We start from the raw sequence: 22623 nt of genomic DNA on the forward strand, positions 1-22623 counted from the left end.
ACTATGGCGTCAACTACTGATTCACTTGAACAAATGATTTCCGCAACGGGCGATTCGGTCAGGCACGATCCGCGCCAGGACCACGACGATCCCCTGCTCGACGCGCTGATGATCGTCTGCAAACTGCACAACATCATCACCAGCCGTAATGTGTTAACCGCCGGGCTTCCCCTGCAAGCGCACCAGCTGACCCTCAGCGCCTTTCCACGCGCCGCGCAGCGTGCCGGTCTGAAAGCGCGTGTCCTGCAGCGGCCGCTGGAGAAAATTTTACCGCTGTCATTACCCGCCATCGTATTGCTAAAAAACAGTCAAGCCGCGGTACTGATAGGCTGGGATGACCAGCAGCGCGCACGTCTGCTGTCGACTGAAACGGAAGGGGGCGAAGTTGTCCTTAGTCGTGAAGCGTTGGCGGAAAACTACAGCGGGAAGGCGATTTTTATTCAGCCGGAACACGCCTTCGATAATCAGCCTACGGCGACGATCCCGCGTACCCGCTCGTGGTTTAAAGACACCTTAAAGCTGTCAAAATTTCTCTATCTCGACTCGGTGGTCGCCAGCTTTATCATTAATATCATTGCTATCGCCACGCCGCTGTTCGTGATGAACGTTTACGACCGCGTGGTGCCAAACCAGGCAACGTCCACGCTGTGGGTATTGGCTATCGGCATCAGCGTGGCGTTTGTTTTTGACCTGATTCTGAAGATATTACGCGGGATATGCCTCGATTTAGCAGGGAAAAAGACCGATCTTATCGTTTCTGCTGCGCTGTTTGAGCGTCTGCTGGGCATGAAAATGAAGGTGCGCCCTGACCGGGTGGGCGGCTTTGCGCAGAACTTCCAGGAGTATCAGTCGGTACGCGAGTTTCTCTCCTCGTTAACCCTGACGGCGCTTATCGATTTTCCATTCACGCTGCTCATTTTACTGGTGATAGCCATTATCGGCGGCCCGCTGGCGGTTATCCCCCTGCTGTGTTATCCGATTGCCCTGCTGGTTAACTGGGTTATCCAAAAGCCGTTGATGACTCAGGTACATAAAACCTATCGTCTGGCTACCGAACGCCAGGCCATGCTGGTGGAAACCGTCACCGGGCTGGACGCCATCAAGGTCAATAACGCCCAAAGCGAGCGCCAGTATCAGTGGGAACAGATTATTGGTCAGCTCAGCAAACTTGAAATGCGCGTGAAGTCGCTGTCGTACGTGGCGGTGAACTTTACCGCGTGGATCCAGCAAATTGGCGGCGTAGCGCTGATTGTCGCCGGGGTTTACAGCATTATCGCCGGAAACCTTACGATGGGCGGGCTGATTGCCTGCTACCTGCTTAGCCGTCGCGCCGTCATGCCGATCGGCCAGTTCTGTAGCCTTATCACCCGCTATCAGCGCGCCAGGATGACCAAGGCTACCATCGACCGGATGATGGCTCTCGAACAGGAAGTGCAGGAAGGCGAAGTGCCGCTCAAGCGTGAAACGCTGTCCGGGGCGATTGAATTTCGCGATGTCTCCTTCCGTTATCCGCAAAACCAGTATCTATCGCTCAACGGCGTGTCCTTGAAAATTGAGCCGGGCGAGAAAGTGGGGATTATCGGCCGCAGCGGCTCGGGGAAAAGCTCGCTGGCAAAACTGTTGGTCGGTTTTTATCAGCCGGAGGGGGGAACAATCCTGATAGACGGCATTGATGCCCGCCAAATCGACGTCAACGATATACGTCATAATATCGGCTATGCGCCGCAGGATATTCACCTGTTCAGCGGCACGCTGCGCGACAATTTGTTAACCGGCGCGGGCTATGTCGATGATGAAACAATGATCCGCGCGGCCACGGTCGCGGGCGTCCATGAATTCGCCCGTCGCCATCCTTCTGGCTATAACATGCAGGTTGGCGAACGCGGGATGAATCTTTCCGGCGGGCAGCGTCAGGCCGTCGCCCTTGCCCGCGCGCTGCTCCTCGACCCACCGATACTGCTGATGGATGAGCCGACCAGCTCAATGGATAACACCAGTGAAGATCTGATTAAGAAAGCGCTAACGCCGATGGTCAGCAATAAAACGCTGCTGCTGGTGACCCACCGCGCGTCGCTGCTTACGCTGGTTGATCGTCTGATTATTCTCGATAACGGGAAAATCATTGCTGACGGTGCAAAAGAGAGCGTCATGGCCGCCCTGAAAAAAGGACAAATTCATGCGCAACGCTAAACTCAACCACCTGGTGAAGTGGCTCTTCGGAGACAAAAACGGCCCCACGCTCGCCGCCAATGAGGTCAATAAGGCGCTAATCGATGACTCCCCGCGCGTGGTACGCATCACGCTGTGGGCGATACTGGGCTTTTTTATCGTCATGATTGCCTGGGCATCCCTTGCCGAAATTGATGAAGTGACGCGCGGTGATGGCAAGGCAATCCCCTCATCCCGGCTGCAAAAAGTCCAGAACCTGGAGGGCGGGATTGTCGCGGAAGTGTTCGTGCATGAAGGCGAGGTGGTGAAAGCCGGTGCGCCGTTGCTGCGCCTGGATGACACCCGATTTCGTTCTAATGCGGGCGAGTCCGAAGCCGACCGGCTGGAGTTAAAGGCGCGCGTTGAGCGCCTGACGGCACAGCTTGCCGATAAAGACACGCTGGAGCTATCTGCGGATATTATGGAAAAAGCACCGGATATCGCGCACGGTGAAATGGAGCTGTTTACCAGCATCAACAAGCGTATTCAAAGCGAGTTGTCCGGGCTTAGCGAGCAACTGGTGCAGAAGAAACAAGACCTGCTCGACTTCCAGGCGAAGGCTGAACAGTATCGTCGCAGCCTGGGGCTGTTGCAGCAGGAGATCGGCATGTCCGAGCCACTGGTCGCCAAAGGGGCGATTTCCCGCGTCGAGGTGCTGCGTCTGCGCCGCTCTGAGGTCGAAACCCGTGGACAGCTGGAATCTGTCACCCTGGCAGTACCGCGCGCACAGGCGGCGATTAAGGAGATTGAGAGTAAGGTCGCCGAAACGCGGGGACGCTATCGTAGCGAAGCGTTAACGCAGTTGAATGAGGCCCGCACCGATCTCAGTAAGATTGAGGCTTCCGGCAAAGCGATTGACGACCGGGTTAACCGTACGCTGGTTACATCACCGGTGCGCGGTGTTGTCCAGCAGATGATGGTCAACACCATCGGCGGCGTGATTCAGCCAGGCAGCGATTTAGTCGAAATTGTGCCGCTGGACGATACGCTGCTGATTGAGGCGAAAATTCGGCCCCAGGATATCGCCTTCCTGCGTCCCGGCCTTGAAGCCATGGTTAAGTTTACCGCTTACGATTACACCATCTACGGCGGTCTGAAGGCCAAACTGGTGCAGATAAGCCCGGATACGGTGACGGATAAAGAAGGCAAAAGCTTCTACATCATTCGCCTGCGTACCGATAAAAACCACCTCGGCAGCGATGAAAAACCGCTGATTATCATTCCGGGGATGGTGGCGTCGGTGGATATTATTACCGGTAAGAAGACGATTCTGGCTTATCTATTGAAGCCGATTTTGCGGGCGAAAGCGGAAGCGTTTCGCGAGCGATGAAGATGAAAACCCGGCGAAGTTAGCCGGGTTTTTTGTTAGTGCGGGCTGCGTCCCGGCGGCGCTGCGCTTGGCCGGGCTACGGTTTATGCGTTGGGTTTGGGGGCGATGAATATAAAAAAACGGTGAGGTTTGCCGGGTTTTTGGTTGGTGCGGGGTGCGTCCCGGCGGCGCTGCGCTTGGCCGGGCTACGGTTCATGTGTTGGGCTGGGGGCGATGAATATAAAAAACGGTGAGGTTTGCCGGGTTTTTGGTTGGTGCAGGGTGCGTCCCGGCGGCGCTGCGCTTGGCCGGGCTACGGTTTATGCGTTGGGTTGGGTTGGGGGCGATGAATATAAAAAAACCGGCGGGGTTCGCCGGTTTTTTTTATTTGGTGCGGTGTGTATTCCCGGCGTCGCGTTGCTCGGCCGGGATACGATTCAAATGGCAAATCCGTGCGGTTTGGTAGCCCGGGCAAGGCGTGAAACGCCGCCCCCGGGGCCGCTCGGTGCCAGATTCACACCTTACTCATTAATCTTCGGATGCTGCATGACCAGCTGCGAACGTTTTTCCTGCAGGGCGGCAATTTCCTCATCGAGGTCTTCAATCTTATGCTCGATGTGGTCATGGTGCTCCTGAAGGATCTCTTTCGCTTCCGCCATATCCGATGCCGCAGGCGTCGCGCCTTTCAGCGGTCGGTTAGCGGTCTCTTTCATCGTCACACCGGTAATCAAACCAATCACCGCAACCACCATCAGATAATACGCAGGCATCATCAGGTCTTGCGTGGATTCCACCAGCCATGCGGCAAGCGTTGGCGTCAGACCGGCAACCAGTACCGAGATATTAAACGCACTCGCCAGCGCACTGTAGCGGATGTGGGTCGGGAACATCGCCGGTAACGAGGAAGCCATAACCCCGGTGAAGCAGTTCAGAATCACCGCCAGCAACAGCAGACCGGAGAAAATCAGGCCAATCGAGTTGCTGTTAATCAGGATAAAGGCCGGAATCGAGAACACCAGCAACGCCACGCTACCCACAACGATAAACGGACGACGACCGAAACGGTCGCTCAGCAGACCCATTACCGGCTGCACAAACAGCATACCGATCATGATGGCGATAATAATCAATACGCCGTGGTCTTCCGAGTAGTGCAGGTTATGCGACAGATAGCTCGGCATGTAGGTCAACAGCATGTAGTAAGTGACGTTGGTCGAAATAACCAGGCCAATACACGCCAGCAGGCTGCGCCAGTGTTTCGTAGCAATCTCTTTAAACGAGACCTTCGGCCCATCCTGCAAGCCCTGACGATCGCCCTGCTCAAGCTTATCAACGTGCTGCTGGAACGCCGGTGTCTCTTCCAGTGCATGACGCAGGTAAAGACCAATTATCCCCAGCGGCAAGGCCACGAAGAACGGAATACGCCAGCCCCACTCAAGGAAGTTCGCTTCACCGACGGCAGTCGAAAGCAGTACCACCAGCCCCGCGCCCATCACAAACCCGGCAATAGAACCGAAGTCCAGCCAGCTGCCCATAAAGCCACGTTTACGGTCAGGCGAGTATTCCGCAACAAAGATCGACGCACCGGTATATTCACCACCTACCGAGAAGCCCTGCGCCATTTTACACAGCAGCAGCAGGATAGGTGCCCAGATACCAATCGTCTCATACGACGGAATAAGACCAATACAGAATGTACTGATCGACATAATGATAATGGTGATAGACAGTATCTTCTGTCGACCGTATTTATCCCCGAGCATCCCGAAGAACAATCCACCCAGCGGGCGAATCAGGAATGGGACGGAGAAAGTACCCAGCGCGGCAATCATCTGTACGCTTGGATCTGCATCCGGGAAGAAGACTTTACCTAACGCATAAGCAACAAACCCATAAACACCAAAGTCAAACCACTCCATCGCGTTCCCCAAAGAGGCGGCAGTGATGGCTTTGCGTAGTTTGGCGTCGTCAATAATAGTGACGTCACGAATCGTGATCGGCTTTACTTTTTTCCTTTTAAGCATGGTTTTCCTCGTTCAATTTCGCCTTGAACGCACACCCAGTGGCTGCAAACGACACAGTGTTTGCTAGAGTGCGTATAGGACCTTTGGTGATCCCGGTTCCGTTTATTCAAGCGTAGCAGGTTTGCATGTCTTTGTTGGTGTATGTATTTCCAGACAATCAAACCTGTTGAGCCTGCTGGCGTATTAGTTAAAAAGGCAACCCTCGAAAAATGTCCGTTTGAGGGATAATCCTATTTACCCTAACAGTGATTTTTATTGTGATCAACTTAACAAAAGAATTACTCCCTGCCACCTCGGCGAAATAATTCCCTCACATTTTTCCCTGGATTTAAATTTTCCATCGCGACAATACCTTACCTCCACTGTCTATTTATTAATCAATTAATAGCTATCACTTTTCAGAGTTTTTTACATTTCTTTCACAGCTCTTTTATTTCTTATCAGAGTTCAGATTCAACTTATGAAATATGTGATCTATATATCTAAAACGCCGTTTTATTTTCATTGAATCAGCATTCCGGTAAATGCATTATAGCGTCTGAAACCGCGTTAGAGATGCCAGCAAACGCCACCCACATTGGGTGATAGCTGGGATACCAACACCAGATGATAGCAAGCTAATTAGCTGAAAATATTATACTTAACCTCTTCCATCACCTTTGGGTGATGAGAAGCGAGGATGCAAGATGAAGATTAAAGCGACAATGGAACGAATCCCGGGTGGGATGATGCTTATCCCGCTATTGTTAGGGGCAATTTTAAATACCTTTGCACCGAGCACCGGCGAATATTTTGGTTCTTTCACCAAAGGTATGATTGGCGGAACAGTCCCTATTCTGGCGGTCTGGTTCTTCTGTATTGGTGCCTCGATTGATTTACGTGCCACCGGCACGGTATTACGTAAATCTGGCGCGCTGGTTCTGACCAAAATAGCGGTGGCGTGGGTCGTGGCAATGATTGCGGCGATGTTCATCCCGGATAGCGGAATTCAGACCGGATTCTTTGCCGGACTGTCGGTTCTGGCTATCGTTTCCGCGATGGATATGACTAACGGCGGCCTGTACGCCAGCCTGATGAATCAATACGGTACGAAAGAAGAGTCCGGCGCGTTTGTGCTGATGTCTCTGGAATCTGGCCCGCTGATGACCATGGTCATCCTCGGTTCCGCAGGCCTGGCCTCATTTGAACCGCACCACTTTATCGGCGCCGTGCTGCCGTTCCTGATTGGTTTTGCGCTGGGTAACCTCGACCACGACCTGCGTTCCTTCTTCAGCAAAGCCACGCCGGTACTGATTCCGTTCTTCGGTTTCGCGCTGGGTAACACCATTAATCTGAACGTCATCCTCGACACCGGTTTGCTGGGGATCGTTCTGGGTGTAGCGGTGATCATCATCACCGGTATCCCGCTGATTATCGCCGACCGCGTGATTGGTGGCGGTAACGGTACAGCAGGGGTTGCCGCCTCCTCGGCCGCCGGTGCTGCCGTGGCGAACCCGGTGATCATCGCGCAGATTAACCCGTCGTTTGCGCCGGTTGCTGCCTCTGCCACAGCATTGGTTGCCGCAAGCGTCATTGTCACCGCGATCCTGGTACCGATTATTACCGCGCTGTACGCCAAACGTTACGGCACACCGCAATCAGCTGAAAATAAAACAGAAAGCGCTCAACAGCCCGCGCATCACTAATCAGTCCCCTCTCCCCCTGGGGAGAGGGTTAGGGTGAGGGGGGGATATGCACGCTGTACCCTCACCCCGGCCCTCTCCCTGCAAGGGAGAGGGGGAAAACATCCCCTCGTTTTCTGACCATTCGTCAACCAAACTGCGGATAACACCGACAAATGCAGGGTTTTGTTGTATCATTAAGGCCATTTTCGGCGATTTGCCGTTTTATAGGCCTTTGCCTTTCGCACTGCACTTTTGAGGATATCCCATGTCATTACCCCATTGCCCACAATGCAACTCCGAATACACCTATGAAGACAACGGCATGTTTATCTGCCCGGAATGCGCGCACGAGTGGAACGATGCTGAACCCGCAGCCGACAGCGACGAGCTGATTGTCAAAGATGCCAACGGCAACCTGCTGGTCGATGGCGACAGCGTTACCGTGATTAAAGACCTGAAGGTCAAGGGCAGCTCTTCAATGCTGAAAATCGGCACCAAAGTGAAGAACATCCGTCTGGTGGAAGGCGATCACAACATCGATTGCAAAATTGACGGCTTTGGCCAGATGAAGCTGAAATCTGAGTTCGTGAAAAAGAACTGATTTCTGTGCGGTGTTGCCGGATGGCGCTTCGCTTATCCGGCCTACAGGGTGCACAGTTCGTTGTAGGCCGGATAAGATGCGCAGCATCGCCATCCGGCAATCCCCCCGCCACGCTTCGCCGTCTGACCCCACTCGCACTACACTTAATGGGCTATCCTTACCTGAGGTAACGATCATGCCATTAAGTCCCTATCTCGCTTTTTCCGGCAACTGCGCCGACGCTATCGCCTACTACCAACAGGCGCTGGGCGCGGAGCTGCGCTACAAAATCACCTTCGGCGAAATGCCGCCGTCCGCCATGGATGATGAAGGCGGCTGCCCGTCCGGGCTCAAATTCCCCGACAGCGCTATCGCCCACGCCAACGTGTCGATTGCCGGTAGCGATATCATGATGAGTGATTCCATAGAACCGGATGACCTTCACTACGCCGGTTTCACCCTGGTGCTCGACACCCAGGACGTGAAAGAAGGCAAGCGCTGGTTTGATAACCTTGCCGCCAACGGCAAGGTGGAAATGCCGTGGCAGGAAACCTTCTGGGCGCACGGTTTTGGTCGCGTGGTCGACCGCTACGGCGTGCCGTGGATGATTAACGTCGTTAAACAGCAAGAGCCAACGCTCTGATCTCCCCGGGAGGCCCAGCCTCCCGGCCTGTCATTGAAATCCCGCCAATTATTCATCGCCCAGTCATCAACCGTTAACCCAAACGTCACACTACTTCGCCACGATGGAGCCACTTTTTTAAAGGGGTTCCCGCATGCAAACGATGATTCGCGTTGAAAAACTCAACAAGACGTTCAATCAGCATCAGGTGCTGCACGCCATTGATCTGAACGTGCGCGCCGGTGAGATGGTCGCTCTGCTTGGGCCGTCCGGTTCTGGCAAATCCACCCTCTTACGCCATCTGAGCGGCCTGATTGTGGGCGACAAAACGCCTGAGTGTCACGTCGAGCTATTAGGCAAAACGGTACAAAAGGCCGGCCGTCTGGCGCGCGATATCCGTCAAAGCCGCGCCCACACCGGCTACATCTTCCAGCAGTTCAACCTGGTGAATCGCCTGAGCGTACTGGAGAACGTGCTGATTGGCGCGCTGGGCAGCACGCCGTTCTGGCGCACCTGTTTTAACTGGTTTACCCGCGAGCAGAAGCAGCGCGCCTTGCAGGCATTGACCCGCGTGGGTATGGCGCACATGGCCCACCAGCGCGTATCCACCCTCTCCGGCGGCCAGCAGCAGCGCGTGGCGATTGCCCGGGCGCTGATGCAGCAGGCGAAGGTGATCCTCGCCGATGAACCCATTGCCTCGCTGGACCCGGAATCGGCGCGCATCGTGATGGACACCCTGCGCGACATCAACCGGACCGATGGCATCACCGTGGTGGTGACGCTGCACCAGGTCGACTATGCGCTGCGCTACTGCGAACGCATCGTCGCGCTGCGTCAGGGACACGTGTTCTACGACGGCAGCAGCCAACAGTTTGATAACGAACGTTTTGACCATCTCTACCGCAGCATTAACCGCGTCGAAGAGAACGCGCAGGCTGCCTGACTCCCGACGATTGAGGAATGGAAATGAGCTATAAAACGGTTGCCGCGCTGGCCTTTACCAGCCTGTTTAGTGTTAGCACCCTGCTGGCCCCGGCCCACGCCGAAGAGCAGGAAAAAGCGCTGAACTTCGGCATTATTTCGACGGAATCACAGCAGAACCTAAAGCCGCAATGGGAACCGTTCCTTAAGGATATGGAAAAGTCGCTGGGGGTGAAAGTGAACGCCTTCTTCGCGCCGGACTATGCCGGGATCATCCAGGGCATGCGCTTTAATAAAGTGGACATCGCCTGGTACGGCAACCTTTCCGCCATGGAAGCGGTGGATCGCGCAAACGGTCAGGTGTTCGCCCAGACCGTGGCCGCCGACGGTTCACCGGGTTACTGGAGCGTGCTGATCGTCAATAAAGACAGCCCAATCAACAACCTTAACGAGCTGCTCGCCAAGCGCAAAGACCTCACCTTCGGCAACGGCGATCCGAACTCCACTTCTGGCTTCCTCGTTCCTGGCTACTACGTGTTCGCCAAAAATAACGCTTCCGCCAGCGACTTCAAACGCACGGTCAACGCCAGCCACGAAACCAACGCGCTGGCGGTGGCCAACAAGCAGGTGGACGTGGCAACCAACAACACCGAAAACCTCGACAAGCTAAAGACTTCAGCACCTGAAAAGCTCAAGCAACTGAAGGTTATCTGGAAATCGCCGCTGATCCCGGGCGACCCGATTGTGTGGCGTAAGAATCTGTCCGAGCAGACCAAGGACAACATCTACAAATTCTTTATGAGCTACGGCAAAACGCCGGAACAAAAAGCGGTGCTGGAACGTCTGGGCTGGGCACCGTTCCGCGCCTCCAGCGACCTGCAATTGCTGCCAATTCGTCAGCTGACGCTGTTTAAAGAGATGCAGACGGTGAAGGGCAACGGCACGCTGAATGCTGATGAGAAAGCGACGAAAACCGCCGATATCCAGGCGCGGTTGAACGACCTTGACCGTACCACAGCGGCGATTGGCGCGATGACGTCCGTGACCAAAGCGGTGCAGTGATCTTTCCCCCTCTCCCTCTGGGAGAGGGCCGGGGTGAGGGGAAATCGGCACAGAGCCGCCCCCTCACCCTAACCCTCTCCCCATAGGGGAGAGGGAACTCAGGAGCTACGGAGCCAAACCATGCAACACACCATCACCGTTCCCCCACCCAAGCGAAGCTGGTTCTCGCTGATTAGCTGGGCCATCCTGCTCGCGGTGCTCGTCGTCTCCTGGAAAGGGGCGGAAATGAATCCGGTGACCCTGTTCACCGACGCGGGCAACATGGCGACCTTCGCCGCCGACTTCTTCCCGCCGGACTTTAGTCAGTGGCAGGACTATCTCAAAGAGATGGCCGTGACCCTGCAAATTGCCGTCTGGGGCACCGCGCTGGCGGTCGTTCTCTCCATTCCGTTTGGCCTGATGAGCGCCGAAAACCTCGTGCCGTGGTGGGTCTATCAACCGATGCGCCGCCTGATGGACGCCTGCCGCGCGATTAACGAAATGGTGTTCGCCATGCTGTTCGTCGTCGCCGTCGGTTTAGGCCCGTTCGCCGGGGTGCTGGCGCTGTTTATCCACACCACCGGCGTGCTCTCCAAACTGCTGTCTGAGGCGGTGGAAGCCATTGAACCCGGCCCGGTTGAAGGCATTCGCGCCACCGGCGCCAACAAAATTGAAGAAATTATCTACGGCGTCCTGCCGCAGGTGATGCCGCTTTTAATCTCCTACTCGCTGTACCGTTTTGAGTCCAACGTTCGCTCCGCCACGGTGGTCGGCATGGTGGGCGCAGGCGGGATTGGCGTGACCTTATGGGAAGCGATTCGCGGCTTTCAGTTCCAGCAAACCTGCGCGCTGATGGTGCTTATCATCGTCACCGTCAGCCTGCTGGATTTCCTCTCACAGCGTTTGCGTAAGCACTTTATCTGATGAGCGAGGTTTTGTTGACTATGCACTTGTCTACACATCCGACCAGTTACCCGACGCGTTATCAAGAGATTGCCGCTCGCCTGGAACAAGAGCTGCGTCAGAACTACCGCTGCGGCGACTACCTGCCCGCCGAGCACCAGCTGGCAGCGCGTTTTGAAGTGAACCGCCATACCCTGCGCCGCGCCATCGATCAGTTGGTGGAAAAAGGCTGGGTACAGCGCCGTCAGGGCGTCGGCGTGCTGGTGCTGATGCGCCCGTTCGACTATCCGCTCAATGCCCAGGCGCGCTTTAGCCAGAACCTGCTCGATCAAGGCAGCCATCCCACCAGCGAGAAGCTGCTGTCGGTGCTGCGCCCGGCTTCCGGGCATATCGCCGATGCGCTGGGGATTGCCGAGGGCGACAACGTTATCCACCTGCGCACCCTGCGCCGGGTCAACGGCGTGGCGCTGTGCCTTATCGACCACTACTTTGCCGACCTCACCTTGTGGCCTGAACTGCAAAGTTTCAGCAGCGGCTCGCTGCATGACTTCCTGCGCGAGCAGTGCGGTATTGCGCTCAAACGCAGCCAGACTCGCATCAGCGCACGCCGGGCGCAGGCCAAAGAGAGCCAACGTCTGGAAATCCCCAATATGGCGCCGCTTCTGTGCGTGCGCACCCTGAACCACCGTGAAGGCGATGAGCAGGTGATGGAGTACTCCGTCAGCCTGACCCGCGCCGACATGATTGAATTTACGATGGAGCACTGAATGCATACCACGACTGCTCACCGTCAGCACTGGATGTCAGTACTGTCCCACAGCGACCCTGCGAGCCTCGCGGAAAAAATGGTCGCCCTGAATATCACCGCCGAATACGACGTCATTCGGGCGCCTGAAACCGGGCTGGCCCAGCTTCAGGGCCGCATGGGCGGCATTGGCGATCGCTTTTTTGCCGGTGACACCACGCTGACCCGCGCCGCCGTACGCCTCGGAAACGGCACCGTGGGCTATAGCTGGATCATAGGCCGCGACAAATCGCACGCCGAACGCTGCGCGCTACTCGATGCCCTGCTCCAGCAACCGGCCCATTATCAAACCTTACTTGAAACCTTAATTACCCCGCTGGAAGCCGACCGCACGGCGCGCATTGCCGCACGTCAGGCTGAAATCAACGCCAGCCGGGTCGACTTCTTTACGCTGGTTCGCGGAGATAACGCATGACCCTGGAAACCGCTTTTTCACTTCCCGTGCAGGATGCCCAGCACAGCTTTCGTCGCCTGTTAAAAGCCATGAGCGAGCCGGGTGTGATTGTCGCCTTGCATCAGTTGAAACACGGCTGGCAGCCGCTGAACGTCGCCACCACCAGCGTGCTGCTGACGCTGGCCGATAACGACACCCCGGTGTGGCTGGCAGGCACACTGCATAACGATATCGTCAGCCAGAGCCTGCGTTTTCACACCAACGCGCCGCTGGTTGAACAGCCGCAGCAGGCCACCTTTGCGGTGTCGAACGACACCATCAGCCGCGAGCAGCTTGACGCGCTGTGTACCGGCAGCGCGGTCGCCCCGGAAACCAGCGCCACGCTGATAGTCCAGGTGGCGAGCCTCAGCGGTGGTCGGATGCTGCGCCTCACCGGCGCGGGCATCGCTGAAGAACGGATGATCGCCCCGCAGCTACCGGGCTGCATTTTGCATGAATTGACCGAACGTCCGCACCCGTTCCCGCTTGGCGTGGATCTGATCCTCACCTGCGGCGAGCGGCTGTTGGCTATTCCGCGCACCACTCACGTCGAGGTTTGCTGATATGTATGTTGCCGTCAAAGGGGGCGAAAAGGCGATTGAAGCCGCCCACCAGCTCCAGGAAAGCCGACGCCGGGGCGACACCGCGCTGCCGGAACTCTCCGTCGCCCAGATAGAACAGCAGCTGAACCTGGCGGTTGACCGGGTGATGACCGAAGGCGGCATTGCCGACCGCGAACTGGCAGCGCTGGCGTTGAAACAGGCTAGCGGCGATAACGTCGAAGCCATTTTCCTGCTCCGCGCCTACCGCACCACGCTGCCAAAGCTGGCGGTGAGCGAACCGCTCGACACCCGCAACATGCGCCTGGAGCGGCGTATATCCGCGGTCTATAAAGACGTACCCGGCGGCCAGCTGCTTGGCCCCACCTATGACTACACACACCGCCTGCTGGACTTCACGCTGCTGGCGAACGGCGAAAGCCCTACCCTGAAAACCGCTGACGGCGAGCAGACTCCTGCCCCCCACGTGTTCAGCCTGCTGGAAAATCAGGGGCTGGCAAACGCCGAAACTGACCATGGCATAACGCCTGACGATATTACCCGCACGCCGCCGGTTTATCCGTGCTCGCGCTCGTCCCGCCTGCAACAGCTCATGCGCGGCGATGAAGGCTACCTGCTGGCGCTGGCCTACTCCACCCAGCGCGGCTACGGGCGCAATCACCCGTTTGCCGGGGAAATCCGCAGCGGCTATATCGACGTGGAAATTGTGCCCGAAGAGCTGGGTTTTGCGGTGAACGTCGGCGAACTGCTGATGACCGAGTGCGAAATGGTTAACGGCTTTGTCGACCCCGAAGATGCGCCGCCGCACTTTACGCGCGGCTACGGCCTGGTGTTCGGCATGAGCGAACGCAAAGCGATGGCGATGGCGCTGATTGACCGCGCGTTACAGGCCCCGGATTACGGCGAGCATGCAGCAGGCCCGGCGCAGGATGAAGAGTTCGTGCTAGCCCACGCCGACAACGTTGAGGCCGCCGGTTTTGTCTCGCACCTCAAACTCCCCCACTACGTCGACTTCCAGGCCGAGCTGGAACTGTTAAAACGCCTGCAACGGGAGCAGAACCATGGCTAATCTCAGCGGCTATAACTTTGCCTACCTTGATGAACAGACCAAGCGCACTCTCCGCCGCGCCATTATGAAAGCGGTGGCGATCCCCGGCTATCAGGTGCCGTTCGGCGGCCGTGAAATGCCAATGCCCTACGGCTGGGGCACCGGCGGGATCCAGTTGACCGCCAGCATTATCGGCGAATCAGACGTGCTGAAAGTTATCGATCAGGGCGCGGATGACACCACCAACGCCGTATCAATCCGCAACTTTTTCCAGCGCGTGACCGGGGTGCACACCACCGAACGCACAGAAGACGCCACGCTTATCCAGACCCGCCACCGGATCCCGGAGACGCCGCTGGTGGAGGATCAGATCCTTATCTTCCAGGTGCCGATCCCCGAGCCGCTGCGCTTTATCGAACCGCGCGAAACCGAAACTCGCACCATGCACGCGTTAGAAGAGTACGGCGTGATGCAGGTGAAGCTGTATGAAGATATCGCCCGTTTCGGCCATATCGCCACCACTTACGCCTATCCGGTGAAGGTCAACGATCGCTACGTGATGGACCCATCGCCGATCCCGAAATTTGATAATTCGAAGATGGACATGATGCCCGCGCTGCAACTGTTTGGCGCTGGGCGTGAAAAGCGCATCTACGCCGTGCCGCCGTATACCCGCGTGGAGAGTCTCGATTTCGACGATCATCCATTTACCGTGCAGCGCTGGGACGAGCCATGCGCCATCTGCGGATCGACCCATAGCTATCTTGATGAAGTGGTGCTGGATGATAGCGGCAACCGGATGTTTGTCTGCTCCGATACCGACTACTGCCGCCAACAGAGCGAGGCGAAAAAAGCATGACTCAACCATTACTCTCCGTTGACCGCCTGACCCATCTGTATGCGCCGGGCAAAGGTTTTAGCGATGTCTCTTTTGATTTGTGGCCGGGCGAAGTGCTGGGCATCGTCGGCGAATCCGGTTCCGGCAAAACCACGCTGCTGAAATCCATTTCCGCACGCCTGACGCCGCAGGAAGGCGTGATTCGCTATCAGGACAGTTCGCTGTATGCCATGAGCGAGGCCGAGCGCCGCCGTCTGCTGCGCACCGAATGGGGCGTGGTGCATCAGCACCCGATGGACGGCCTGCGCCGTCAGGTTTCAGCGGGCGGCAATATTGGCGAACGCCTGATGGCCACCGGCGCGCGGCACTACGGTGATATTCGCGCGACCGCCCAGCGCTGGCTGGAGGAGGTGGAGATCCCCGCTTCGCGCATTGATGACCTACCAACCACCTTCTCCGGCGGGATGCAGCAGCGTTTGCAGATCGCCCGTAATCTCGTCACCCATCCGAAGCTGGTGTTTATGGACGAGCCCACCGGCGGGCTGGACGTGTCGGTGCAGGCGCGCCTGCTCGACCTGCTGCGCGGTCTGGTGGTGGAGCTGAACCTGGCGGTGGTGATTGTCACCCATGATTTGGGCGTCGCGCGCCTGCTCGCTGACCGCCTGCTGGTGATGAAGCAAGGTCAGGTGGTGGAAAGTGGGTTAACCGACCGGGTGCTCGACGATCCGCATCATCCGTATACCCAGCTGCTGGTGTCGTCGGTGTTGCAGAATTAATTATCGAGCAGCGAATTGCCGGATGGCGGCTGCGCCTTATCCGGCCTACAGGCCCTAACCCTCGTGCCATTCCCGGCGGCGGGGGGGGGGGGGGGGGGGGGGCGCCCCCCCCCGCCCCCCCCCCCCCCCCCCGGGGGGGGGGGGGGGGGCGGGGGCGGCCGCCCGCCCCCCCCCCCCCCCCCCCCCCCCCCCCCCCCCCCCCCCCCCCCGCCGGGGAGGCACAAATGCTAAAGAGGCAAAACATGAACGCGATCCGCGTCGAAAACGTCAGTAAAACCTTTGTTCTGCACCAGCAAAACGGCGTCCAGCTTCCGGTGCTGCGCGATGCCTCGCTTACGGTAAAGGCCGGTGAGTGCGTGGTGCTGCACGGCCACTCCGGCAGCGGCAAATCGACGCTGCTGCGCTCGCTTTACGCCAACTATCTGCCGGACGAAGGCCATATTCACATCAAACACGGCGATGAATGGGTCGATCTGGTCAGCGCTCCGGCGCGCAAAGTGGTGGAAGTGCGTAAAGCCACCGTCGGCTGGGTGAGCCAGTTCCTGCGCGTTATTCCGCGTATTTCTACCCTCGAAGTGGTGATGCAACCGCTGCTCAACACCGGCGTACCGCGCGAGGTCTGTAGCGCCAAAGCCGCACGGCTGCTCACCCGCCTGAACGTCCCTGAACGTTTATGGCACCTTGCGCCATCCACCTTTTCCGGCGGCGAGCAGCAGCGCGTCAACATCGCCCGTGGTTTTATCGTCGACTACCCGATTTTATTGCTCGACGAACCCACCGCCTCGCTGGACGCCAAAAACAGCGCCGCGGTGGTGAGCCTGATTAACGAAGCCAAAGCCCGCGGCGCGGCCATCGTCGGCATTTTCCACGACGAGGCCGTTCGCAACCAGGTCGCTGACCGCCTTCATCCAATGGGTGTCCCTGCATGATTATTAATAACGTCAAACTGGTGCTCGACAACGATGTGGTTCACGGTTCGCTTGAGGTACACAACGGCGAAATCCGTGCCTTTGCCGATAGCCAGAGCCGCCTGCCAGAAGCGATGGACGGCGAAGGCGGCTGGCTGCTGCCGGGGCTTATCGAGCTGCATACCGATAATCTGGATAAATTTTTCACCCCGCGTCCGAAGGTTGATTGGCCCGCCCATTCGGCGATGAGCAGCCACGACGCGCTAATGGTCGCCAGCGGCATCACCACCGTGCTGGATGCGGTGGCGATTGGCGATGTGCGGGACGGCGGTGACCGTCTGGAAAATCTCGAGAAGATGATTAACGCCGTGGAGGAGACGCAAAAGCGCGGACTTAATCGCGCCGAGCATCGTCTGCATCTGCGCTGCGAACTGCCGCACCACACCACGCTGCCGCTGTTTGAAAAACTGGTCAGCCGCGACCCGGTGTCGCTGGTGTCACTGATGGACCACTCACCGGGCCAGCGTCAGTTCGCCAACCGCGAGAAGTACCGGGAATACTACCAAGGTAAGTACTCACTTACCGATGCGCAGATGCAGCAATATGAAGAAGAACAGCTAGCGCTGGCAGCCCGCTGGTCGCAGCCTAATCGCACCGCCATTGCCGCGATGTGTCGCGAGCGGCACATCGCGCTCGCCAGCCACGACGATGCAACCCACGATCACGTGGTTGAATCGCACCTTTTAGGCAGCGTGATTGCCGAGTTCCCCACCACTTTTGAAGCCGCGGAAGCCTCGCGCCACCACGGCATGAACGTGCTGATGGGCGCGCCGAATATCGTGCGCGGCGGCTCGCACTCCGGCAACGTGGCGGCGCATAAGCTCGCTGAACTCGGACTGCTGGATATTCTCTCGTCAGACTACTATCCGGCGAGCCTGCTGGACGCCGCGTTCCGCGTGGCGGACGACGAGAACAACGCGTTTACGCTGTCACAAGCCATTAATCTGGTGACCAGAAATCCTGCGCGGGCGCTCAATCTGCACGACCGTGGCGTCATTGGTGAAGGCAAACGCGCCGACCTGGTGCTGGCGCATCGCAAAGGCGAACACGTGCATATCGACCACGTCTGGCGTCAGGGAAAAAGGGTGTTCTGATGATGGGAAAATTGATCTGGTTAATGGGGCCGTCAGGCTCTGGAAAAGACAGTTTACTGGAGGTGCTTCGACAGCAGGCACATCCCGAACTGCTGGTGGCGCATCGCTATATCACTCGTCCAGCCACCGCGGGTTGTGAAAACCATATCGCCCTGAGTGAGCAGGAGTTTTTCACTCGCGCCGGGCGTAATCTGCTGGCTTTAAGCTGGCACGCCAACGGCCTGTACTACGGCGTGGGTGTAGAAATCGATCTCTGGCTACACGGCGGCTTTGACGTGGTGGTTAACGGCTCCCGCGCCCATCTACAGCAGGCCAAAGCTCGCTACGCTGAGGCGTTGTTGCCGGTCTGTTTGCAGGTGTCGCCGGAGGTTCTACGTGAGCGCTTACAAACCCGAGGACGTGAAAACGGAGCCGAGATCGCCGCTCGTCTGGAACGCGCCGCGCGCTATACGCCAACGGAGTGCCATACGCTCAATAACGACGGAAGTCTGCTACAGTCGGTGGATAAACTACTCGCCCTGATGGGCCGAAAGGAGATAAGCCATGCCTGAGCGTGAACTGCGCCATGCCACCTTTGATGATGTCGATGATGTCTACGCATTAATGTGCGAACTGAAACAGGCCGAGTTCGACCGCGACGCGTTTTACACCGGCTTCGCGGCCAATTTGCAGGACAAGAATTTGCATTACCAGCTGGCGCTGCTGGATGGGCAGGTTGTCGGCATGATAAGCCTGCATTTGCAGTTTCATCTGCATCACGCGAACTGGATTGGCGAGATTCAGGAGCTGGTGGTGATGCCAAAAGCGCGTGGGTCAAAAGTCGGTAGTATGCTGCTGGCATGGGCGGAAGAGACCGCGCGTGACGCCGGTGCTGAGATGACCGAGCTGTCGACCAGCACCAAACGACTGGACGCCCACCGCTTTTATCAGCGAGAAGGCTATGCGCCAAGCCACGTCCGTTTTACCAAAGCGCTATGAGCTTAACCCTCACGCTTAGCGGTACCGGCGGCGCACAGGGCGTCCCCGCCTGGGGATGCCACTGCCCCGCCTGCACCCGCGCCCGGCGTGCGCCGCAGTTTCGCCGTCGCGCCTGTAGCGGCGTGGTCAAATTCAATGATGCCATTACGCTGCTTGACGCAGGGCTGCACGATCTCACCGATCGCTGGCCTGGCGGATCTTTCCAGCAGTTTTTACTCACCCATTATCATATGGATCACGTGCAGGGACTTTTCCCGCTACGCTGGGGCGTGGGCGAAAAGGTGCCGGTTTATGGCCCGCCGGATGAGCAAGGCTGCGACGATCTGTTCAAACATCCCGGCCTGCTGGATTTCAGTCACACCGTGGAACCGTTTGTGGTTTTTGATTTGCAGGGATTGCAGATAACACCCGTACCGCTGGAGCACTCAAAGCTGACCTTCGGTTATCTGCTGGAAACGCCGCACAGCCGCGTCGCGTGGCTTTCCGACACCGCCGGTCTGCCGGACAAAACGCTGACCTTTTTAAGCAACAATCGTCCGCAGGTGATGGTGATTGATTGCAGCCACGCCCCGCGCGAACAGACTCCGCGTAACCACAGTGATTTAGCCACTATAGAAGCGCTTAACGAGAAGATCCGTTGTCCACGGGTGATCCTCACGCACATCAGCCACCAGTTTGATGAATGGATGATGAGCCACCGTCTCCCCGCTGGCATAGAAGCGGGCTTTGACGGGCTGCAAATTACGCTGGACTAACGATCGTAATCATCATCCAGACGGCGTTCATCATCAGACAGCTGGCGACGCTCCTGATCGAGCTGGCGCTGGCGATCGTCAAGCTGACGCCGACGATCGTCTAACTGGCGGCGTCTGTCGTTATACTGTTGGCTACTGGGCGAACTGCTGCGATCGTCCCAGGAACGATCGCTATCATCACGATCGCGACTGGGATTATAGGCATCATTGACGGCCTGCTGAATATTGCCGATCGCGTCGTCAATAATGTCCGCGTGGGCCAGTTGGCTGGTCAGCGAGGCTGCGCAGAATACAAAAGCAATGAAGTTACGTTTCATAGGGCCAATCTCGTCGAGGAAGCTGACGGTAGATTAGGTGAGCCCCTTGCGGCGGTGTAGCGGAGGAATCTCAATTCCAGGCACAAGCCAACGCCATATGCACAAATAATATATTCCCGAATATATATTTATATTAAATATTATTTTAGATATTTGGCACAAATACCTTATTAAAATACCGATCTTCATCACAATCCCTCCGCTAAAAAAAACAAATCACGATTACTATAGATGGTCTGATTTGACCATCTGGTTAGCCACATCTTTAGAATTCACAATATCTATGGCAAATGGAGTTTCATATGAATAACGGAAAATCATTTCAATTAAGCAGAATATTTATTGCTATTGCCGTATCAACGGGCTTTATGGTGAATGCAGCATTTGCTGCAGAACCCCCTAAAGAGGCAACGGCCTACACTCAGCAGGTTAATCAACAATATCTAAAATCACTGCCTTTTAATGACCGACAGGACTTTGCCGACGCGCAGCGTGGTTTTATTGCGCCACTGCTGAACCATGGCGAGTTAAAAAATGCCGATGGGAAGGTTTTCTACCGCGCGGAAGATTATAAATTCGATATTAATGCGCCCGCACCGGATACCGTCAACCCAAGCTTCTGGCGGCAGTCGCAGATTAACGGCATCTCCGGGCTATTTAAAGTCACTGACCGAATGTACCAGGTGCGCAGTCAGGATATTTCCAATATTACCTTTATTGAAGGGGATACCGGCATCATCGTCGTTGACCCGCTCATCAGCCCGGAAGCGGCGAAAGCCAGCGCCGATCTCTACTTCCAGCATCGCCCGCAAAAGCCTATCGTCGCAGTCATCTACACCCATAGTCATACCGATCACTATGGCGGCGTAAAAGGTATCGTCAGCGAAGCAGATGTCAAAGCGGGTAAGGTGCAGATTATTGCCCCTGCCGGGTTTATGGATGAGGCCATCAGTGAAAACGTTCTGGCGGGAAATATTATGAACCGTCGCGCACTGTATTCGTATGGCCTGCTGCTCCCTCATAACGCTCAGGGCAGTGTTGGCAATGGACTCGGCGTCTCAATTGCACCGGGTAGCCCAACTCTAATCGCCCCAACGACAACCATCAGTAAAACGGGCCAAAAACTCACGATTGATGGACTGGAATTTGATTTCCTGATGGCACAGGGTAGCGAAGCGCCAGCAGAAATGCATTTCTATATTCCGGCGCTGAAAGCCCTTTGTACCGCCGAAAACGCCACCCATACCCTGCATAACTTCTACACCCTGCGCGGCGCGAAAACCCGCGACAGCAGTAAGTGGGCATCGTATCTGAATGAAACGCTCGATATGTGGGGCAGTCAGGCGGAAGTGCTCTTTATGCCGCACACCTGGCCGGTGTGGGGCAATGAACACATTAACGACTATATTGGCAAATATCGCGACACTATCAAGTACATTCACGACCAAACTTTACATTTAGCCAACCAAGGCTACACGATGAATGAAATCGGCGACATGATAAAATTACCGCCAGCGCTTGCCAATAATTGGGCCAGCCGAGGCTATTACGGCTCCGTGAGCCATAACGCCCGCGCGGTCTATAACTACTATCTGGGGTATTTTGACGGCAACCCTGCCAACCTCAATCCTTACGGGCAGGCCGAAATGGGCAAACGCTATGTGAAAGCGCTGGGCGGCTCCGCACACGCCATTAACCTTGCGCGGGATGCTTATCAGCAGGGCGATTACCGCTGGGCTGCCGAACTGCTTAAACAGGTCATTGCCGCCAATCCAGGCGATCAGGTAGCGAAAAATTTGCAGGCCGATACCTTTGAACAATTAGGCTACCAGGCCGAATCTGCCACCTGGCGCGGTTTTTATCTGACCGGCGCAAAAGAGCTGCGTGAGGGCGTACATCAATTAGCTCACAGCACCTCAAATTCTACCGATACCATCAAAGGCATGACGGTTGAAATGCTGTTTGATTACATGTCGGTTCGTCTGAATAGCGATAAAGCTGCAGGCAAAGATATCAGCGTCAACTTCGATTTAAGCAAGGGAGATAATCTCAACCTGACGCTAAACGACAGCGTGCTGAACTACCGTAAAACGCTGCTGCCGAAAGCCGATACCTCGTTCTATATAAGCCGCGATGACTTGCACAACGTCCTCACCGGCGAGGCTAAAATGGCGGATCTGATTAAAGCGAAGAAAGTAAAAGTGATTGGCAACGCAGCGAAGCTGGATGAAATCATGGCTTGCCTTGATCAATTTGAGCTGTGGGTCAACGTCGTCACCCCAAATTAATCCAACCGACATTCGGGGGCGTTATTAGCCCCTGAATGTTTTATTTATTTGGTTAATATATTTAAATTAAAAATAAATTAAACAAATAAGTTATGAATGCGGTTCGATTATAAAGCTATTTTTCTCTTTGATAAAAATAGCCATACTGAAGCATCTGACTCTTTTTATATTCACCCCGGATATTGTTCGCAATACACAGGATGTATTTTAATATGCAAATAGTTCAATCCAGGATTGTGAAGCAGCTTAAAAAAAGTGGCTGGCTATCGCTCGCGGTATTACTCACGGGATGTTCATTACCTCCGGCTATTCCCGTCATTGGCGCTTATTACCCAGGCTGGCTTTTCTGCATTATTGCCGGCGTCATTCTTACGCTCATCACCCGACGGGTGATTCTGCGGAAATATCCAACGCCTTCATATGCAGGGATTATCTATACCGCCCTCTTTGCACTCTACTCCATGCTGTTCTGGCTGGTATTTTTCTAACTC

At 56.2% G+C, this 22623-nt stretch carries 23 protein-coding genes; 21 read left to right on the forward strand and 2 right to left on the reverse strand.

Annotated features, from left to right (window positions below):
* Positions 1–33 precede the first annotated feature (33 nt).
* Both ACIPDS_RS16685 and ACIPDS_RS16690 read left to right on the forward strand, forming a co-directional pair.
* On the forward strand, positions 34–2190 hold the full coding sequence (locus ACIPDS_RS16685) for a type I secretion system permease/ATPase (protein WP_400738301.1): 2157 nt from the start codon (positions 34–36) through the stop codon (positions 2188–2190).
* Complete coding sequence (locus ACIPDS_RS16690; protein WP_400738068.1) at positions 2177–3538, forward strand: HlyD family type I secretion periplasmic adaptor subunit; 1362 nt, start codon at positions 2177–2179, stop codon at positions 3536–3538. Before ACIPDS_RS16685 ends, ACIPDS_RS16690 begins: the two co-directional genes overlap by 14 nt.
* Before the next feature lie 500 nt (positions 3539–4038).
* On the opposite strand, the gene proP is transcribed toward ACIPDS_RS16690, so the two are convergent.
* Complete coding sequence (gene proP, locus ACIPDS_RS16695; protein WP_166516543.1) at positions 4039–5541, reverse strand: glycine betaine/L-proline transporter ProP; 1503 nt, start codon at positions 5539–5541, stop codon at positions 4039–4041.
* A gap of 686 nt (positions 5542–6227) precedes the next feature.
* On the opposite strand from proP, the gene kdgT reads away from it, so the two are divergent.
* The 17 genes from kdgT (at position 6228) to phnP (ending at position 19527) form a co-directional block, all read left to right on the forward strand.
* Positions 6228–7226: a 2-keto-3-deoxygluconate transporter gene (gene kdgT, locus ACIPDS_RS16700; protein WP_400738072.1), complete on the forward strand. Its 999-nt coding sequence runs from the start codon at positions 6228–6230 to the stop codon at positions 7224–7226.
* A gap of 244 nt (positions 7227–7470) precedes the next feature.
* Positions 7471–7806 carry a zinc ribbon domain-containing protein YjdM gene (locus ACIPDS_RS16705; protein ID WP_062779015.1) on the forward strand — a complete coding sequence of 112 codons (336 nt, stop codon included), beginning with the start codon at positions 7471–7473 and terminating at the stop codon, positions 7804–7806.
* 175 nt (positions 7807–7981) lie between these two features.
* A complete protein-coding gene (gene yjdN, locus ACIPDS_RS16710; protein WP_400738077.1) occupies positions 7982–8428 on the forward strand; it encodes a VOC family metalloprotein YjdN in 447 nt (148 codons plus the stop codon).
* A gap of 133 nt (positions 8429–8561) precedes the next feature.
* Entirely contained in the window at positions 8562–9350 is a 789-nt protein-coding gene (phnC, locus tag ACIPDS_RS16715) for a phosphonate ABC transporter ATP-binding protein (RefSeq protein ID WP_400738080.1), read from the forward strand.
* 23 nt (positions 9351–9373) lie between these two features.
* Positions 9374–10390 (forward strand): phosphonate ABC transporter substrate-binding protein, encoded by a 1017-nt coding sequence (gene phnD, locus ACIPDS_RS16720; protein WP_400738082.1) that lies wholly within the window; start codon positions 9374–9376, stop codon positions 10388–10390.
* Between the two features lie 120 nt (positions 10391–10510).
* A complete protein-coding gene (gene phnE / locus ACIPDS_RS16725) occupies positions 10511–11293 on the forward strand; it encodes a phosphonate ABC transporter, permease protein PhnE (protein WP_400738085.1) in 783 nt (260 codons plus the stop codon).
* A gap of 20 nt (positions 11294–11313) precedes the next feature.
* The gene (gene phnF / locus ACIPDS_RS16730) at positions 11314–12039 is read left to right on the forward strand and encodes a phosphonate metabolism transcriptional regulator PhnF (RefSeq protein WP_400738088.1); all 726 of its coding nucleotides are present in this window, start codon (positions 11314–11316) and stop codon (positions 12037–12039) included.
* On the forward strand, positions 12040–12492 hold the full coding sequence (gene phnG / locus ACIPDS_RS16735) for a phosphonate C-P lyase system protein PhnG (RefSeq protein ID WP_400738091.1): 453 nt from the start codon (positions 12040–12042) through the stop codon (positions 12490–12492).
* A complete protein-coding gene (gene phnH / locus ACIPDS_RS16740; RefSeq protein WP_400738094.1) occupies positions 12489–13073 on the forward strand; it encodes a phosphonate C-P lyase system protein PhnH in 585 nt (194 codons plus the stop codon). Before phnG ends, phnH begins: the two co-directional genes overlap by 4 nt.
* A 1-nt stretch (position 13074) precedes the next feature.
* Complete coding sequence (locus ACIPDS_RS16745) at positions 13075–14139, forward strand: carbon-phosphorus lyase complex subunit PhnI (protein ID WP_400738097.1); 1065 nt, start codon at positions 13075–13077, stop codon at positions 14137–14139.
* Positions 14132–14977, forward strand: a complete 846-nt coding sequence (phnJ, locus tag ACIPDS_RS16750) for an alpha-D-ribose 1-methylphosphonate 5-phosphate C-P-lyase PhnJ (RefSeq protein WP_400738100.1) — start codon at positions 14132–14134, stop codon at positions 14975–14977. The genes ACIPDS_RS16745 and phnJ overlap by 8 nt, the downstream gene beginning before the upstream one ends.
* On the forward strand, positions 14974–15732 hold the full coding sequence (gene phnK / locus ACIPDS_RS16755; protein ID WP_153743849.1) for a phosphonate C-P lyase system protein PhnK: 759 nt from the start codon (positions 14974–14976) through the stop codon (positions 15730–15732). The genes phnJ and phnK overlap by 4 nt, the downstream gene beginning before the upstream one ends.
* A 242-nt stretch (positions 15733–15974) precedes the next feature.
* Positions 15975–16661 (forward strand): phosphonate C-P lyase system protein PhnL, encoded by a 687-nt coding sequence (gene phnL, locus ACIPDS_RS16760; RefSeq protein WP_400738304.1) that lies wholly within the window; start codon positions 15975–15977, stop codon positions 16659–16661.
* Complete coding sequence (phnM, locus tag ACIPDS_RS16765; RefSeq protein ID WP_400738104.1) at positions 16658–17794, forward strand: alpha-D-ribose 1-methylphosphonate 5-triphosphate diphosphatase; 1137 nt, start codon at positions 16658–16660, stop codon at positions 17792–17794. Before phnL ends, phnM begins: the two co-directional genes overlap by 4 nt.
* Complete coding sequence (phnN, locus tag ACIPDS_RS16770; protein WP_400738107.1) at positions 17794–18345, forward strand: ribose 1,5-bisphosphokinase; 552 nt, start codon at positions 17794–17796, stop codon at positions 18343–18345. The genes phnM and phnN overlap by 1 nt, the downstream gene beginning before the upstream one ends.
* Entirely contained in the window at positions 18338–18772 is a 435-nt protein-coding gene (gene phnO / locus ACIPDS_RS16775; protein WP_166516529.1) for an aminoalkylphosphonate N-acetyltransferase, read from the forward strand. Before phnN ends, phnO begins: the two co-directional genes overlap by 8 nt.
* Positions 18769–19527, forward strand: coding sequence for a phosphonate metabolism protein PhnP (gene phnP / locus ACIPDS_RS16780; protein ID WP_400738112.1), 759 nt, complete (start codon positions 18769–18771; stop codon positions 19525–19527). Before phnO ends, phnP begins: the two co-directional genes overlap by 4 nt.
* On the opposite strand, the gene yjdP is transcribed toward phnP, so the two are convergent.
* Complete coding sequence (gene yjdP / locus ACIPDS_RS16785) at positions 19524–19844, reverse strand: DDRRRQL repeat protein YjdP (RefSeq protein ID WP_400738116.1); 321 nt, start codon at positions 19842–19844, stop codon at positions 19524–19526. The genes phnP and yjdP overlap by 4 nt on opposite strands.
* Positions 19845–20146: 302 nt before the next feature.
* Between yjdP and ACIPDS_RS16790 the strand changes: the two genes are divergently transcribed.
* Complete coding sequence (locus tag ACIPDS_RS16790) at positions 20147–22132, forward strand: alkyl/aryl-sulfatase (RefSeq protein WP_400738119.1); 1986 nt, start codon at positions 20147–20149, stop codon at positions 22130–22132.
* A 212-nt stretch (positions 22133–22344) separates the two neighbouring features.
* Complete coding sequence (locus tag ACIPDS_RS16795) at positions 22345–22620, forward strand: YtcA family lipoprotein (protein ID WP_400738122.1); 276 nt, start codon at positions 22345–22347, stop codon at positions 22618–22620.
* Positions 22621–22623: the final 3 nt, after the last annotated feature.

This window comes from Kluyvera sp. NPDC087067 (assembly GCF_044745165.1).
In the GTDB taxonomy this organism is placed as follows: domain Bacteria; phylum Pseudomonadota; class Gammaproteobacteria; order Enterobacterales; family Enterobacteriaceae; genus Kluyvera.

Coding starts and splice junctions, on each gene's coding strand:
- phnC (WP_400738080.1), top strand. CDS start 8,562: ATGCAAACGATGATTCGCGTTGAAAAACTCAACAAGACGTTCAATCAG.
- phnJ (WP_400738100.1), top strand. CDS start 14,132: ATGGCTAATCTCAGCGGCTATAACTTTGCCTACCTTGATGAACAGACC.
- phnO (WP_166516529.1), top strand. CDS start 18,338: ATGCCTGAGCGTGAACTGCGCCATGCCACCTTTGATGATGTCGATGAT.
- phnH (WP_400738094.1), top strand. CDS start 12,489: ATGACCCTGGAAACCGCTTTTTCACTTCCCGTGCAGGATGCCCAGCAC.
- ACIPDS_RS16685 (WP_400738301.1), top strand. CDS start 34: ATGATTTCCGCAACGGGCGATTCGGTCAGGCACGATCCGCGCCAGGAC.
- proP (WP_166516543.1), bottom strand. CDS start 5,541: ATGCTTAAAAGGAAAAAAGTAAAGCCGATCACGATTCGTGACGTCACT.
- phnP (WP_400738112.1), top strand. CDS start 18,769: ATGAGCTTAACCCTCACGCTTAGCGGTACCGGCGGCGCACAGGGCGTC.
- phnF (WP_400738088.1), top strand. CDS start 11,314: ATGCACTTGTCTACACATCCGACCAGTTACCCGACGCGTTATCAAGAG.
- ACIPDS_RS16690 (WP_400738068.1), top strand. CDS start 2,177: ATGCGCAACGCTAAACTCAACCACCTGGTGAAGTGGCTCTTCGGAGAC.
- yjdP (WP_400738116.1), bottom strand. CDS start 19,844: ATGAAACGTAACTTCATTGCTTTTGTATTCTGCGCAGCCTCGCTGACC.
- phnN (WP_400738107.1), top strand. CDS start 17,794: ATGATGGGAAAATTGATCTGGTTAATGGGGCCGTCAGGCTCTGGAAAA.
- ACIPDS_RS16790 (WP_400738119.1), top strand. CDS start 20,147: ATGAATAACGGAAAATCATTTCAATTAAGCAGAATATTTATTGCTATT.
- ACIPDS_RS16795 (WP_400738122.1), top strand. CDS start 22,345: ATGCAAATAGTTCAATCCAGGATTGTGAAGCAGCTTAAAAAAAGTGGC.
- phnD (WP_400738082.1), top strand. CDS start 9,374: ATGAGCTATAAAACGGTTGCCGCGCTGGCCTTTACCAGCCTGTTTAGT.
- phnM (WP_400738104.1), top strand. CDS start 16,658: ATGATTATTAATAACGTCAAACTGGTGCTCGACAACGATGTGGTTCAC.
- phnK (WP_153743849.1), top strand. CDS start 14,974: ATGACTCAACCATTACTCTCCGTTGACCGCCTGACCCATCTGTATGCG.
- ACIPDS_RS16705 (WP_062779015.1), top strand. CDS start 7,471: ATGTCATTACCCCATTGCCCACAATGCAACTCCGAATACACCTATGAA.
- kdgT (WP_400738072.1), top strand. CDS start 6,228: ATGAAGATTAAAGCGACAATGGAACGAATCCCGGGTGGGATGATGCTT.
- phnL (WP_400738304.1), top strand. CDS start 15,975: ATGAACGCGATCCGCGTCGAAAACGTCAGTAAAACCTTTGTTCTGCAC.
- phnE (WP_400738085.1), top strand. CDS start 10,511: ATGCAACACACCATCACCGTTCCCCCACCCAAGCGAAGCTGGTTCTCG.
- ACIPDS_RS16745 (WP_400738097.1), top strand. CDS start 13,075: ATGTATGTTGCCGTCAAAGGGGGCGAAAAGGCGATTGAAGCCGCCCAC.
- phnG (WP_400738091.1), top strand. CDS start 12,040: ATGCATACCACGACTGCTCACCGTCAGCACTGGATGTCAGTACTGTCC.
- yjdN (WP_400738077.1), top strand. CDS start 7,982: ATGCCATTAAGTCCCTATCTCGCTTTTTCCGGCAACTGCGCCGACGCT.